The organism is Paracoccus marcusii (assembly GCF_028621715.1).
GTDB classification, from domain to species: domain Bacteria; phylum Pseudomonadota; class Alphaproteobacteria; order Rhodobacterales; family Rhodobacteraceae; genus Paracoccus; species Paracoccus marcusii.
Genome location: NZ_CP117466.1, coordinates 2265271 through 2278724 on the forward strand (window position 1 = coordinate 2265271; position 13454 = coordinate 2278724).

Here is a 13454-nt window from a genome sequence, read left to right on the forward strand (position 1 = left end):
TACCGCTGCGGATGCGCAAGCCGGTAGCGGCGCCTTCGAGGGCCGGACGGCCCCGCAGTTTGCCGAGATCCGGGCGCTGTTCCCCATTCCCTCGCTGACCATGCACTTCGTCGTTGCAGGTGGTGATGGGTCGACGACGCTGGACGCATTCGAGGGCAAGCGCATCCTCATTGGAAAGGGTAGCTTCGGTGCGACCGAGGGTGAGAAGTATCTCGAGTTGTTCGGGCTGATGGATGACGTGACCATCGCTGACGCCGAACTTTCCAATGCCGGTGACGGGCTGACGAACGGTCAGATCGACAGCTTTGTCACGGCTGGCAGCTTTCCCGCGCCGAACGTAGTGGAGGCGGCCGCTAGTCAGGATGTCCGGCTTCTGTCGCTGGTGCCCAACCTGGTGGCCAGGCCGCTGCATGTGGCACTGATCCTGCCATGGATATTCTTGTTCACTGACCAGCGTGCCGCGCGCTGGGTATCGGCCTTTGGCGTCGTCCTGGCAATCGCGGGGATGGCAGCGGCCATCTGGATTGCACTGAACGCCGATCGACTTACCGACCAGTATGGCTTCGTCGAGACGGGGTTCCAATATGCGGTCGGTGGCGCCCTGCTGCTGGCCGTGCTGGAGGCCGCGCGTCGTGCAATCGGCTGGCCATTGCCCATCGTCGCGGGGCTGGCGCTGCTCTACGCTGCTTTCGGTCAGTATGTCCCGGGCGAGTTCGGGCACGCGCCGCTACCGCCCGCCAGCCTGATGGGGACGCTGACCCTGGCGGAAGGCGGGATCTTCGGGCAGCTGACGGGTGTCTCGGTGGGCGTCGTGGCAATCTTCGTCATCTTCGGCGCGGTCCTGAACGCGGGCGAGGCAGGGCAGGGGTTCATGAACCTTGCCGCCGCGGCCGCGGGCCGGTTGCGGGGCGGCGCGGGCAAGGTCTCCGTCATCGCCTCGGCGCTGTTCGGGTCGATCTCGGGATCGGCCTCTGCCAATGTCGCATCGACAGGTGCGGTGACCATCCCGGCAATGATCCGCATGGGATATCCACGCCGGATCGCCGGGGCGGTGGAGGCTGTCGCCTCGTCGGGCGGCCAGATCATGCCGCCGTTGATGGGGGCAGGGGCTTTCGTCATGGTCGAACTGACCGGCACGCCCTACACGCAGATCATCATGGCTGCCCTGCTGCCTGCACTTCTGTACTTCGCGGTGGTCTGGTTCGGGATCGATGCCTATGCACGCCGATTGGACCTGGGGGGATTGCCACCCGGCCAGCAGCCCGCCCGGCGGGAGGTCCTGATCACCTCCGCCTTCTTCATGGTGCCCTTTGCGGTTCTGCTGGGGGCGATGTTCTGGGCCGGTTATACGCCGCAATATTCCGCGGGCCTGGCGATCATCGCGGGGGCGGTGCTGCTGCTTACGGGCGCCGACATGCGCATCGACCTGCGGCGTGCCGCGGGCCGGGCCGAGGTCGCACTGATTGGTGCCGCGCGGCAGGTGTCGCTCATCGCGGCCATCATCCTGTGCGCCTCGATCATTGTCGGCGTGCTTGCCATCACCGGGCTGGGGGTCAAGATCACCTCCCTGATCCTGTCGGCGTCGAACGGTGGCCTGTGGCCTTCCCTTCTGCTGACAGCATTGGCCTGTCTTGTTCTGGGCATGGAGGTGCCGACGACTGCGGCCTACGTGATCTGCGTCTCGGTCGCAGGGCCGGCGCTGACCACGCTTGGCCTCGAGCCGCTGCAGGCGCATCTCTTCGTGTTCTGGTTCGCGCTTCTCTCGACCATCACCCCTCCAGTCTGCGGCGCTGTCTTCATTGCGGCCGGAATGGCGGAGGAGAACTGGCTGCGCGTAGCCATGACCGCGATGGCACTCGGTGTGGGGCTCTACCTGATCCCCCTCGGCATGATCGCGCGCCCGGACCTGATCCGCCTGGCTGAGGCCCCGGGCGCCGCACTTTTCTCCGCCGGTCTGGTGGGCGGCGGGTGCATCGCCATATCATATGCGATCATCGGCGTGCAGAAACTGATGGTGCGAATGATGTGCTTGGCAATCGGGATGGCCCTCATTTTTGTGCCCTTGGGATGAAGACAAGACGGCCGACGCCGCGCCGAAATCGGCGGCGCGGGTGTCGGCCGGGTGAAGCTCTATCCGCTTTGAACTCTGGCATCTGGCCGTGATCTGCTGTTCGGGCCAGCAGCGCGACCTTACCTAATCTCCGCACCACAAGGCAGTACGTGCATGCAACCGGGCCATCAGTGCGGATCCCTGCCTGGTCCCTGGAAACCCGGGGGTGGCACGGCGTCTTCGGCATCGGGGTCGCGGCCCTGCACGCGGTCCAGCATTCGCATGATCGGTGTGACCGACAGGCCGTGCATGATGATGGACATCAGCACGACCAGTCCGACGATCGCCCAAAGACGTGCCGCGTGCTGCAGGTCATCGATGTGGTTCAGGCCATAGGCCAGGTAGTAGAACGACCCGATGCCCCGGATGCCGAAGAAGGCGATCGTCATTCGTTCATGCCAAGGGGCGCTGATGCCCGTCATGCCCACCAGGGCGGTGATCGGGCGGATCACCAGCAGGATCACCAGGGCCGCTGCGATATCCATGGGGACCAGGGGCGACAGCAGCCCATTGACGATCGCGCCTCCGAACAGGAGCAGAAGCACCATCATCGAGATCCGTTCGATCTGTTCGATCAGGTCGTGCATGGATTTGTGGAAGTCGTGATCCCTGTGGGCCTGTCTGAAGGTCAGGGCGGTGACGAAGACCGACAGGAAGCCGTAGGCATGGAACACCTCGGTCAGGCCATAGGACACGAATGTCGCCGACAGCGCGATCAGGCCGTCACCGGTCCTTACCAGACGGCTTTCCGCGGGGATGTGGAACGTGATCCATCCAAACAGCCGCCCGACCAGATAGCCGCCCAGGATGCCGACGCCGATCTCCCAAACGACATTGTAGGTCAGCCAGTCCAGGGCCCAAGGTTCGTGCGTCACGGACGCGGCCGCCAGGGCTATGGCCAGATGGACGAAGGGGAAAGCGGCGCCGTCGTTCACGCCTGCCTCGGATGTCAGGGCGAACCGGACCTCGTCCTCCTCGCCCGTCCTCGGGGGGCCGACCTGCACGTCCGAGGCCAGGACCGGATCCGTCGGTGCCAGAACCGCCCCGAGGAGCAGCGCCATGGCCCACGGCAGGGCCAGCCATGTCCCGGCAAGGACGGCAATCAGCGCGATCCCCAAGGGCAGGGTCAGAAAGATCAGTCGCCAGGTGATCAGCCATGAGCGCAGGCCCAGCACCCGATCGATCTTGAGGCCCGCGCCCATCAGCGCGATGATCACCACGAATTCGGCAAACCGTTCGGTGATTTCAGGGTGCTCCAGGGGCAAGGGGGCGAACCTCAAGCCGGGAATGGCACCCAGACCCATGCCAAGGCCGATACAGACGATCGGGAGGGACAGTGGAACACGGCGGAGAGCCAGGGGCAGCCAGGCTACGAGTGCAATCAGCAGCCCCAGTCCCATCATCAGAAGGATGTACGGATCGGGTGGCCGGGTCAGGGTTTCGAACATGTCATGCCTTTCGAAACCGCGCCGAAGGCAGGGTTCGATTGAGGGAAGTGAAGGGGAAAGGAAAGTCCGGCGGTCGGACGACGTATGGTGGTAAGACACCGCAATGTGTCCGGGCAGCCAACCGTGATGCTGCCGAAAGGTTCCTGAGTTACATATGCGGCTGACGAGTTTGACAGATGACGAGACGGTTCCGACCTGGACGTCGATGAGCCCGGACCCTGTGGAATCGCCCATCGACTGGGCAAGCGGCTGATGTGAAGTGCATGACGATGGATAGGGTTTTTTGTTAGGACGTCCGAGACGGGCCGCGCGCCTTCATGCGATGCGTCGATCAGTTTCACCTTTGAGTACGAAGGATCTCCCATGGCCAGACTGTCCGGAAAGACGGCCCTCGTGACAGGCGCGGCGCGCGGCATCGGTGCGGCCATCGCAACAGCCTTTGCCAACGAGGGCGCACATGTCGTTGTCACTGACATCGATAGGATCGGCGGCCATGCCGTGGCAGACGCGATTGGTGGGACATTCGCCCGGCTCGACGTCACTTCCGAAGCGGACTGGAGTACCATTGCCGAGCAGTTCCCGACGATGGATATCGTCGTCAACAACGCCGGGGTCACCGGGTTCGAGGGATCCGTCCCACCGGCGCATGATCCGGAAAATGCACGGCTTGCCGATTGGCGCGCCGTTCATGCCGTCAACCTGGACGGTACCTTCCTGGGCTGCCGCTATGCCATCCGCGCCATGAGGCCGAAAGGCGTGGGATCGATCATCAACATCTCCTCGCGCTCGGGGCTTGTCGGCATCCCGATGGCGGCGGCCTACGCGTCCTCCAAGGCCGCCGTTCGCAATCACACGAAAAGCGTGGCGCTGTACTGCGCGGGGCAGGGCCTGAACATCCGGTGCAACTCGATCCATCCCGCGGCGGTGATGACGCCGATGTGGGAGCCGATGCTGGGCAATGGCCCCGACCGCAGCAAGCGGGAAGCGGCAATGGTGGCCGACACGCCCCTGCGCCGCTTCGGCAGGCCCGAGGAGGTGGCTGCGCTGGCGGTCATGCTGGCATCGGACGAGGCGGCCTACATGACCGGGGCTGAACTGACGATCGATGGGGGTATCCTGGCAGGTTCGGCCGCCGCGCCCGGAAATTAGGCCGCAAGTGGGGCGAGCGCTGTATGTTCACCGGCACTACCGACTGCAGGCAGTGGCGACCATACCCACGGGCAATCCCGAATGGCCGGCAAAGTATTGGTGATGTCCCTAGTTTTGGGATGTCAGGCCAAGCCAGACGCAGCGGGTGGGCCGGATCGGGGTTCGGGAAGGTATTGCGCTTTCACGGCCTCATGAAGATCATCGCTCAGGAGAGAGATTGAGGCCCGGCACATGACCCGATCGCACATGCCAAGCCGACCACCACGGCTTGCAACCTTGCCTCTCGAAGCCTTCGCTCCCCCGGATGCCTGGATCATCGACGACGCGGATATGAGCAGTGCGGACCGTCTGCAACTGTATGTTGCAGCCGAAGAAATCGGTGACGCCCATGCAGAGTTCGTCAGGGACCCGGCTTCTGCCATTGCACTGCCTTTCAGCCAACGCTCAGACGTGCTGTATTTCCGGATGAATGCGATCGTCCTCGCGGTCTGCACGAAGTGCGGCGCCTTGGCAGGCGGCGTCAGCAATTACCATCCCATCGTGTTTCCCGCGCACCGGGGACTTGGCATCGGTCGCGACTCTCATCTCGTGGCAGATGAGAATGGCATGATCCTGTTCCAGCCTGAATACTTCTCCAGGGCAGGATACGCCGCCCGTTTGGCAGCCCATAAAGCCGCCGTTGTTCAGGCGATCAGAGAGGGTCGCGTTGTCCATCCGGAAAACTGTATGCGCTATCGCAATGCCTGGTAGTGGGCCGCTTCCCAAGGCATTGCCCTGTATCTTGTAAAACTGACCCCGCTACAAAAATAACGTTAGACAGCGCGCCCTGTTAACCTTAAGCAGAAAATAATAATAAGAACTACCTCAGTAGTTGAGCGCACTTCGGCGGCAGAGATCGAGGGCACGAGCAGTACGACAAAGACGCACTGTCGATGACATGCGTGGGCTCCCGGGTAAGCTCCGGGAGCTGCTTCTTTTCTACAAAGAGGTTTGACGCGTTGAACCGTCGGCTGCCCGGCGCCCGCGTTATGCTGCATACCGTCAATGCTTCCTCAACAGGTCAAGGTGACCCTGTATTCAGGCCCATCATGGTGTAAGGCCGGTATCGTCGTGGTTTTTGCCCGGCAGATTTTTGAAACGCGAAGTGTCCATGCCCCTTCAGTCGAAACTAGCCCTAGGGCTGTCATGTCTGATCGCAACGGCGATTGCGGTCCTGACGCTGACGCCGGTACCAGTGCCGCCTTTGGGGGCAGTCGCGGAATCTGACAAGATCTACCACATGGTCGCGTTCGGGGTGCTTGCCTTTCCGATGGCCTATCTTCGGCCGCGTTGGCTGATGCTGGCTTTACCCGCCTATCTGGCGTTTGGTGGTTTGATTGAGATCCTTCAGCCATTCGTCGGGCGTGACCGCAGTCTTGGGGACTGGGTTGCGGACCTGATCGGTCTCGGGATTGGTGTCGTCATCGGCTTGGCTGCCGGGCGGTTTGTACCCTTTGCACGGCCGCGCATGCGCCGGTAACCACGACGGGTGCTTGGCGGAAAAGCCACATTGTCACGTGACGCCGACGTACCAGCAGATCAAGGCATTTGGGAACCATGGTGGTGCTGTCGTGCTTGCAACCACATGAACGATGATTTGCACAAGGCGCGCTTTGAACGGCTGGAACAGCTTTCCGGCAAACTGGATTCGGTGTTTCGAATCCCCGGTACACGGTTTCGGGTCGGATACGACGCGATCGCAGGTTTGGTGCCGGGGCTCGGCGACGCTGCGGCAATGCTGCCGGCGGCATGGATCGTGTTGGAAAGTTATCGCATGGGGCTGCCTAGGCACAAGCTTGTAAGGCAGGGGCTCAACGTTGCCGTGGATACGACATTTGGCAGCATTCCTCTTATTGGAAGCGTCTTTGATGCTTGGTTCAAGTCCAACCTGCGCAACGTCGACATTCTGCGCTCGCATCTCAATCGCGATAGGCTCGCCGGGGTTGCCGCGCCTTATGATGATAAAAGATCATCCTAGAACCACTTATGGGAGATCTATCGGGAGCCTGCTTGGTCGCCTCACGGAGTGGAGGCCCGTCGCGTTCAATGCGACCGGTTTCCCGGGAGCGCTTTGCCGATGTCATGTTCACCGCAGCTGTTTTGTTTTGGCTCTGATGCTCAATGAATCTGGAGCCTCATTGGGACGTAGGTTGGAAATGGCCGGTCGTTTTTCTCTCCCGTTTTTATTCAGAAGCCACTCCTAACCACTTGATCCGCAACTGATAGCCACTAGTGCCCCAGCACCGTGACCTTGATCAGCATCCAGACAGCCATGGCGATCATCATCAGGTTCTCGGTCAGGGAGACGAACCCCAGGGGGACGTTGCTGTCGCCGCCGACGCAGGCGCATTTGATGTCTCGCTTGTCGACATAGACGGCCTTCCAGACCGACACTGCGCCGATCGTGCCGATGAACAGGGCGACCGGAATGGACAGCCACATCATCGCGCCCGCGACCATCAGGACGCCCGCCAGTCCCTCGGCGAAGGGATAGACGTAGCCGTAACGGACCCACCGCTGCGCCAGCAGGTCATAGTTCAGGAACATCGTGGCAAAGCTGTCGACGTCTTTCAGCTTCTGCAAGGCCAGCAGACACATGGCAAAGGCCACGAACCATTCGGCCGCGGCAATGGTGATCAGCTGGCCAAACGCGGCCCAGCTGGTCGCAAAAGCCATCGCGGCGGACATCGCGAACAGCGCGATCACGGGGCGGTAGGTGGTCGCGGACTTGTCGCGGACGGCCTTGCCGAAATGCCGCCTGAGGTCGTCATAGCCGCCGATCCGCCGACCGTCGATGAAGGTCTGCGGAGTGGTCCGGACGTCGTGTTGTTCCTTGAACGCGTCGACCTCGGCACGGGTGGTCAGGTGGTGGTCCTCGACGCGAAAGCCCTGGCGCCGCAGCAGGTCCAGCGATTTGAGGCCATAGGGGCACATGTGCTTGGTCATCACCATGCGGTGAAGGGTGGCGGTTCTGGGGGTCGTCAGGGTCATGGTCAACCTCGATGGCTTGCAAAGACGCGGGTTTCGGACCCGGTCCACAGGATGACGTCATAGGGATCGCGCCGCCCGCCCATCTCCATGCCGGGCGATCCGGCGGGCATGCCGGGCACCGCCAGGCCTGCCGCCGGCGGACGCTGCGCGAGCAGGGCGCTGATGTCGGTGGCGGGCACATGCCCTTCGATCACATAACCGTCGATCAGGGCCGTGTGGCAGGAGCGCAGCGGCGCAGGCACGGCGTGGCGATCCTTGACCCCCTGCATGTCATCGGTCGTGACCACCTCCACGGCAAAGCCGTGATCCCGCAGATGCGCGACCCACGCGCCGCAGCATCCGCAATCGGGCGCGCGAAAGACCCGTGTGCGGACCGGCGCCTGACCGGACCATGCCATCGCCGGGCCAGCCAGAATGCCCGCCGCCAGCGCCGTCATGAACGTGCGTCGATCCGTCACCCGCCGATCCTTTCCTTGAATCCCCGTTCGGGCCGCCTGCGGGACAACGGATCGTCATCCGTGTCCAAGGTCTCCAGCCGCTGCAGGATCGGGCAGTTCGGACGCTCGTTTCCGGCGCAGGCATTCGCCAGTTCCTCCAACGTGTCGGCCATGTCCTGCAGGTGCGCGATCTTGTGGCGCAGGTCCCGGACCCGCGCCTGCGCCAGCGCCTTGACGTCGGCGCTGCGCCGGTCCTTGTCGCGCCACAGGTCCAGCAGTTCGGTGATCTCGGCGACGGAGAAGCCCAGGTCGCGCGCGCGGGCGATAAAGCGCAGCATATGGACGTCGCGCGGTTCGTATTCGCGATAGCCCGAGGCCGTCCGGCTGGCTGTCGGGATCAGGCCGATCCGTTCATAGTATCGGATCATCTTGGCCGATACGCCAGAGCGGTTGGCGGCGTCTCCGATGTTCATGGCAGGGCTCCGTCATTGCGATGACAGGGATATGGGGCTTCCCATCATGGGAAGGTCAAGGGCGTGATGACGTCGTCTGCGCGGCATTGACCTTGCAACGATGGGAAGGATTATCTGAGATCGGGAAGAAGGAGAGCACTGCCATGAAAACGTTCGTCCCCATCCTGCTGACCGCCCTTGCCGTCGCCGCGCCGGGTCTTGCCCAGCAGACGATGGACCATTCCGCCCATGGCGACATGGCTCAGATGGATCATTCCGCGCATGGCGACATGGCGATGTCCGGTGCACGACCCGACGACACGCCGGCGACGACGGCCTATCGCGCAGCGATGGCCGAGATGCACGCGAACATGGACGTCGAATACACCAATGACGCGGACGTGGACTTCATGCGGGGGATGATCCCCCACCACCAGGGCGCCATCGACATGGCGCGCATCGTCCTTGAACACGGCCAGGACCCCCAGGTGCGCGCCTTGGCCGAGGAGGTCATCGCGGCGCAGGAGGCCGAGATCGAGATGATGGAGGCCTGGCTGGCCGGACACGACAGCTGAACGATGACAGACAGCGCCACGCAGGTGGTGCATGGCGCTGCGTCAGGCGGGCAGGGCGCCCGCCACGGGGCGCAGCAATCGCGCCGCGGGCCGGTCGAAGCTCTGGCGACCGGCCTTGAAGCCCATCAGTGGTGCCGCGATGGTGGCCAGTCCATCCTCGGCCGTCGCGGCATCCAGCACGATCAGGTCGGCGCGATCACCCACCGACAGCCCGTAATCGGCCACGCGCAGGATGCGGGCCGGACCGTCGGTGATCATCCGTAGGCAGGCCGCGAACTCGCCAGCGCCAAGATGCATCACGTTGGCATAGAGATTGGCCATCCGCAGCAGCGAGCAGTCGCCATAAGGCGTGAACGGGTTCATCACGTTGTTCGTCGCCACCGCGACCGTCACCCCTTTCAGCAGGTGCAGGGGCGCCACGCCGCGGGGCGCACGGTGACCCTGATCCATGCCGTTCAGGTACAGGTCGGTGGCGGGCAGGGCGGTCACGGCGACCCGGGCCTGGGCCAGCATCGCGGCGTGATCGCGCAGGGCACCGTCGGTCATCACCGCCAGCTTGGTCACATGGCCCAGGTTCACGCGGCCCTGCCAGCCGTGGCGCATCGTCCGATCGCAGATCGCCTTGATCTGGGATCCGTCGGGGTCCAGGTCGAAGTCCAGGTGAAAATCCAGATCGACGTCGTTCCGCACGGCCATCGCGAACAGGATGTCGATCTGCGCCAGCGGGTCGCTGTCGGTATAGGGGCAGCCGCCCAGAAGGTCGGCCCCCTGCGCCAGCGCCTGTTCCAAAAGCGCCTCGGTGCCGGGATCGTTGGTCAGGCCTTCCTGGGCAAAGGCGCAGACCTGCAGGTCCAGCGCAAAGGCATAGTCGTCCTTCAGGGCCAGCACTGCCGTCAGGCTGCGCAATCCGGCGCGCGGGTCGACCTCGACATGGGTGCGCATGTGCATGGTGCCCTGCCGGATCGCGGCCTCGACTACCTGCGCGCCGCGGCTGCGAACATCGTCGACGGTAAAGTCGCGCTTCAGCGCGCTGACCGCGGCCACGGCGGCCTGCACGCTGTCGGCCTGACCGCAGCGGCACAGCAAGCCGGCCTTGTCCAGGTGGATATGCGCCTCGACCAGCCCCGGCAGGACGGCGCGGTGTTCGATGTCGCGGACCTCGCGCGACGGGCCAAGGTCACGGCCCAAGGCGGCGATGCGACCGCCGGCGATGCCGATATCTGCGGCACCCTGCGGCAGGCGGGCATTCTTCAGGATCAGATCCAGCATCGTTCTTGTGTCCCCGGCGACCTTCTGTATTCTGCTAGTGTATGCACTTTACCCCGCCACAGACAAGCAGAGAGCGCGATGAACCAGAACACCGAAAAAGACCTGCAGGCGGTCAAGGACTATCTTGCGGCGTCGATGGCGCCCGATCCGGTGCTGGCTGCGACCTTCGTCGCGCCGGGCTTTACCTGCCGGTTCACGGGCGGGCGCGTCTTCGACACGCCGTCGGGGCCGACCGGTTTCAACGCCGCCCGCTATGCCTGGGTCAAGAAGCGGATCGAGCGGTACGACGTCGTGCCGGCGGGCGACCAGACGATCGTCTATAGCCTGGGCTATCTGCATGGCGCCTGGCCGGATGGCACGCCTTTCGACGGGAACCGCTATATCGACCGGTTCACGGTTCAGGATGGGTTGATCCTGGACACCGACGTCTGGAACGACAGCGCCGAATGGATCCTTGATCCCACCATCGCCAAGGGCTGATCAGCCCTTGGCATAGGGCTGCAGGATGTTGACCAGATCGCGGCTGCGGCTGCGATCGCCCGACAGCAGGGCGCGGGCGGCCACGGCCTCCAGATGCTCGGCCATCAGGTCGGCGGCCTTGTCGGCGGGCCCCTTGGCGATCAGGTCGATCAGGGCCAGATGCTCGCTGATGGCGCAATCCGACGAATGCGGGCGGGCCAGCGCAGACAGCGACAGGCCCGCGCGATAACAGATTTCAGTGACATAGCGGACCAAAATCGGCTTGCCGGTCATTTCGGCCAGGCGGATGTGGAACTCTGTTGCCAGCCGGATCGACGCGCCGTCGGGCCCGTGGCGCGCATCATGTTCCTGGCGGACGATCTCCTTCAGGGCGGCGACCTGGTCGGGCGACAGGTGACCGGCCAGATGCTGCACGACCTGACGTTCCAGGGCCACGCGGATGTCGAAGATGTCGCGCGCATCGGCCGGCGTGGGCGCGGTCACGGTCGCGATGCGGTTGCGGCGCAGATCGACCAGGCCTTCGGCGGCCAGCTGCCCCAGGGCATGGCGCGCGATGGTGCGGCTGACGCCAAAGCTTTCGCCAAGGGCATCCTCGGGCAGGCGGTCGCCGGGCATCAGCGCCCCTTCGATGATGGCCCGACGGATGCCCTGGCAGATCGCGGCCATGCGGTCGCCGCCGACGGAACGCGCCCCTGCCGTCATGCGACCGCCTGCTGATCGGGCATGTGGCCCGGAACTGAGGAAAGTTTCGGCATCGACCATCCGGCCACCATTTTCCAGCGCCCCGCGGTTTGCGTGGCCAGGCACCGGCGGGCTAAGGAATCGGTATAAAGTGTATGCACTTTTGTCATGCACCTTTGACAGGGGAACCTCATGAACCCGGATCTTGCACAGATCGCGCCGGAACGAAAGCGACCAGCGGTTCAGCTGTCGCGGGCATCGGTCGCCTTCGGACAGGGCGCAGAGCGCGTCCAGGCGCTGCAACCGACAGACCTGCACCTGGACGAGGGCGAATTCCTGGCGCTTGTCGGGCCGTCCGGCTGCGGCAAGTCGACGATCCTCAAGCTGGTCGGCGGCCTGACCCGCCCGTCCGGCGGAGAGATCATCGTGGGCGGACGCGAGGTCGCGGCCCGCGCCCTGCGCGTCGGAATGGCGTTCCAGAACCCGACCCTGCTGCCATGGCTGACGATCGAACAGAACATCATGCTGCCGCTGAAGATCGTGCGCCCGTTCCGACAGGATTACGCCCGCAAGAAGCGGGGCGAGTACCGCGACAGGGTCCACGCGCTGCTGGCCGATGTGGGCCTGGAAAAGTTCGCCGGTCATTACCCCTGGCAGCTGTCGGGCGGCATGCTGCAGCGTGCCAACCTGTGCCGCGCGCTGATCCATGAACCCAGCCTGCTGCTGCTGGACGAACCCTTCGGCGCGCTGGACCAGTTCACCCGAGAGGAGCTGTGGGGCACGATGCAGGATCTGTGGATCAAGCGTCGCCCCACCGTGATCCTGGTCACGCATGACCTCAAGGAGGCCGGCTTTCTGGGCACGCGGATCTGCGTGATGAGCGCGCGCCCCGGCCGCATCATCGACGACAGCCCCGTCACCTTTCCCCGCCCGCGCACGGTCGAGATGACCTTTCAGCCCGATTTCGTGGCCCTGAACCAGCGCCTGCGCGAACGCATCATCGATGCCCGCGGCGAATCCGCCCGAAAGGTCGCGTCATGAACTATGCCATCCGTCGCCGCATGTGGTCCGCCGCGCTGATCGTCGCCTTCTTCCTGGGGTGGGAGGTTCTGTGCCTGGCCCTGAACGTGTCCGACCTGGTGGTGCCGCGCCCGTCGCAGGTGATGGCGACGTTGGTCGCGCGCTTTCCGGTCCTGTGGCCGCACATCATCCAGACGCTGTGGACGACCATGATCGGCTTTGGCCTTGGCGTGGCGGTCGGCGTCGTGATCGGCGCGCTGATCGGCACGTCGCGGGTGGCCTATGACACGGCCTATCCGCTGCTGATCGGGTTCTCGTCCATCCCGAAGGTCGCGGTCGTCCCGATCTTCGTGCTGTGGTTCGGGGCGGGGCCGGTGCCTGCGGTCCTGACCGCGCTGGCCATGTGCTTCTTTCCCATCGTGGTCAACATCGCCACCGGCCTTGCCACGACCGAGCCCGAGATGGAGGACGTGCTGAAATCCCTGGGCGCCGGCAAGATGGACCTGCTGCTGAACGTGGGCCTGCCGCGCACCATGCCGTTCTTCTTCGCCTCGCTGAAGATCGCGGCGACCTATGCCTTTGTCGGCACCGTGCTGGCCGAGACCGTCGCCTCGAACAAGGGCATCGGCAACGTGATGATGAGCGCATCGTCGAACTTCGACGTGCCGCTGGTCTTTGCCGGCCTGTTCATCCTGGCCTTCCTGGGGGTCGCCCTCTACGTCCTGTTCTCGGTCATCGAGGGCCGCGTCGTGGGCTGGGCGAACCGCCGCACCGACCTGTCCCCCTCCTGATCCGAAAGGTAT

At 64.2% G+C, this 13454-nt stretch carries 14 protein-coding genes and 1 pseudogene; 9 read left to right on the top strand and 6 right to left on the bottom strand.

All coding sequences use genetic code 11. The features are described from left to right. Positions 1–13: 13 nt before the first annotated feature. A pseudogene (locus PRL19_RS11170) lies at positions 14–2071 on the top strand (TRAP transporter fused permease subunit); the annotation flags it as partial. 167 nt (positions 2072–2238) lie between these two features. Here PRL19_RS11170 and PRL19_RS11175 read toward each other — a convergent pair. Continuing rightward, a complete protein-coding gene (locus PRL19_RS11175; RefSeq protein ID WP_273743015.1) occupies positions 2239–3558 on the bottom strand; it encodes a cation:proton antiporter in 1320 nt (439 codons plus the stop codon). A 363-nt stretch (positions 3559–3921) separates the two neighbouring features. Between PRL19_RS11175 and PRL19_RS11180 the strand changes: the two genes are divergently transcribed. The 4 genes from PRL19_RS11180 to PRL19_RS11195 all read left to right on the top strand — a co-directional run bounded on the left by PRL19_RS11180 (position 3922) and on the right by PRL19_RS11195 (position 6724). After that, positions 3922–4707: an SDR family oxidoreductase gene (locus tag PRL19_RS11180; RefSeq protein ID WP_273743016.1), complete on the top strand. Its 786-nt coding sequence runs from the start codon at positions 3922–3924 to the stop codon at positions 4705–4707. A 231-nt stretch (positions 4708–4938) separates the two neighbouring features. Next, positions 4939–5457, top strand: a complete 519-nt coding sequence (locus PRL19_RS11185) for a hypothetical protein (protein WP_273743017.1) — start codon at positions 4939–4941, stop codon at positions 5455–5457. Between the two features lie 400 nt (positions 5458–5857). After that, the gene (locus tag PRL19_RS11190) at positions 5858–6226 is read left to right on the top strand and encodes a VanZ family protein (RefSeq protein ID WP_273743018.1); all 369 of its coding nucleotides are present in this window, start codon (positions 5858–5860) and stop codon (positions 6224–6226) included. 105 nt (positions 6227–6331) lie between these two features. After that, positions 6332–6724 carry a DUF4112 domain-containing protein gene (locus PRL19_RS11195; RefSeq protein WP_273743019.1) on the top strand — a complete coding sequence of 131 codons (393 nt, stop codon included), beginning with the start codon at positions 6332–6334 and terminating at the stop codon, positions 6722–6724. A 251-nt stretch (positions 6725–6975) separates the two neighbouring features. Here PRL19_RS11195 and PRL19_RS11200 read toward each other — a convergent pair whose 3' ends face one another. Genes PRL19_RS11200 through cueR form a run of 3 tightly spaced genes read right to left on the bottom strand, consistent with a single transcriptional unit; the run spans position 6976 to position 8647 of the window. Continuing rightward, positions 6976–7737 carry a glutaredoxin gene (locus PRL19_RS11200; RefSeq protein WP_273743020.1) on the bottom strand — a complete coding sequence of 254 codons (762 nt, stop codon included), beginning with the start codon at positions 7735–7737 and terminating at the stop codon, positions 6976–6978. Between the two features lie 2 nt (positions 7738–7739). Continuing rightward, complete coding sequence (locus PRL19_RS11205) at positions 7740–8195, bottom strand: DUF411 domain-containing protein (RefSeq protein ID WP_273743021.1); 456 nt, start codon at positions 8193–8195, stop codon at positions 7740–7742. After that, positions 8192–8647 (bottom strand): Cu(I)-responsive transcriptional regulator, encoded by a 456-nt coding sequence (cueR, locus tag PRL19_RS11210; RefSeq protein ID WP_273743022.1) that lies wholly within the window; start codon positions 8645–8647, stop codon positions 8192–8194. Before cueR ends, PRL19_RS11205 begins: the two co-directional genes overlap by 4 nt. 143 nt (positions 8648–8790) lie before the next feature. Between cueR and copM the strand changes: the two genes are divergently transcribed. After that, entirely contained in the window at positions 8791–9201 is a 411-nt protein-coding gene (copM, locus tag PRL19_RS11215) for a CopM family metallochaperone (RefSeq protein ID WP_273743023.1), read from the top strand. A gap of 42 nt (positions 9202–9243) precedes the next feature. Here copM and PRL19_RS11220 read toward each other — a convergent pair whose 3' ends face one another. Next, positions 9244–10470, bottom strand: a complete 1227-nt coding sequence (locus PRL19_RS11220) for an amidohydrolase family protein (RefSeq protein WP_273743024.1) — start codon at positions 10468–10470, stop codon at positions 9244–9246. Positions 10471–10548: 78 nt separating this feature from the next. On the opposite strand from PRL19_RS11220, the gene PRL19_RS11225 reads away from it, so the two are divergent. Next, positions 10549–10950, top strand: a complete 402-nt coding sequence (locus PRL19_RS11225) for a nuclear transport factor 2-like protein (protein ID WP_194885322.1) — start codon at positions 10549–10551, stop codon at positions 10948–10950. Here the strand turns inward: PRL19_RS11225 and PRL19_RS11230 are convergent, their stop codons facing one another. Then, entirely contained in the window at positions 10951–11652 is a 702-nt protein-coding gene (locus PRL19_RS11230; protein WP_139597418.1) for a GntR family transcriptional regulator, read from the bottom strand. Between the two features lie 171 nt (positions 11653–11823). Between PRL19_RS11230 and PRL19_RS11235 the strand changes: the two genes are divergently transcribed. Together PRL19_RS11235 and PRL19_RS11240 are read left to right on the top strand one after the other, a co-directional pair. Beyond that, a complete protein-coding gene (locus PRL19_RS11235) occupies positions 11824–12672 on the top strand; it encodes an ABC transporter ATP-binding protein (protein WP_273743025.1) in 849 nt (282 codons plus the stop codon). Continuing rightward, positions 12669–13442, top strand: coding sequence for an ABC transporter permease (locus PRL19_RS11240; RefSeq protein WP_045999467.1), 774 nt, complete (start codon positions 12669–12671; stop codon positions 13440–13442). Before PRL19_RS11235 ends, PRL19_RS11240 begins: the two co-directional genes overlap by 4 nt. Positions 13443–13454: the final 12 nt, after the last annotated feature.

Coding starts and splice junctions, on each gene's coding strand:
- PRL19_RS11175 (WP_273743015.1), bottom strand. CDS start 3,558: ATGTTCGAAACCCTGACCCGGCCACCCGATCCGTACATCCTTCTGATG.
- PRL19_RS11180 (WP_273743016.1), top strand. CDS start 3,922: ATGGCCAGACTGTCCGGAAAGACGGCCCTCGTGACAGGCGCGGCGCGC.
- PRL19_RS11185 (WP_273743017.1), top strand. CDS start 4,939: ATGACCCGATCGCACATGCCAAGCCGACCACCACGGCTTGCAACCTTG.
- PRL19_RS11190 (WP_273743018.1), top strand. CDS start 5,858: ATGCCCCTTCAGTCGAAACTAGCCCTAGGGCTGTCATGTCTGATCGCA.
- PRL19_RS11195 (WP_273743019.1), top strand. CDS start 6,332: ATGAACGATGATTTGCACAAGGCGCGCTTTGAACGGCTGGAACAGCTT.
- PRL19_RS11200 (WP_273743020.1), bottom strand. CDS start 7,737: ATGACCCTGACGACCCCCAGAACCGCCACCCTTCACCGCATGGTGATG.
- cueR (WP_273743022.1), bottom strand. CDS start 8,647: ATGAACATCGGAGACGCCGCCAACCGCTCTGGCGTATCGGCCAAGATG.
- copM (WP_273743023.1), top strand. CDS start 8,791: ATGAAAACGTTCGTCCCCATCCTGCTGACCGCCCTTGCCGTCGCCGCG.
- PRL19_RS11220 (WP_273743024.1), bottom strand. CDS start 10,470: ATGCTGGATCTGATCCTGAAGAATGCCCGCCTGCCGCAGGGTGCCGCA.
- PRL19_RS11225 (WP_194885322.1), top strand. CDS start 10,549: ATGAACCAGAACACCGAAAAAGACCTGCAGGCGGTCAAGGACTATCTT.
- PRL19_RS11230 (WP_139597418.1), bottom strand. CDS start 11,652: ATGACGGCAGGGGCGCGTTCCGTCGGCGGCGACCGCATGGCCGCGATC.
- PRL19_RS11235 (WP_273743025.1), top strand. CDS start 11,824: ATGAACCCGGATCTTGCACAGATCGCGCCGGAACGAAAGCGACCAGCG.
- PRL19_RS11240 (WP_045999467.1), top strand. CDS start 12,669: ATGAACTATGCCATCCGTCGCCGCATGTGGTCCGCCGCGCTGATCGTC.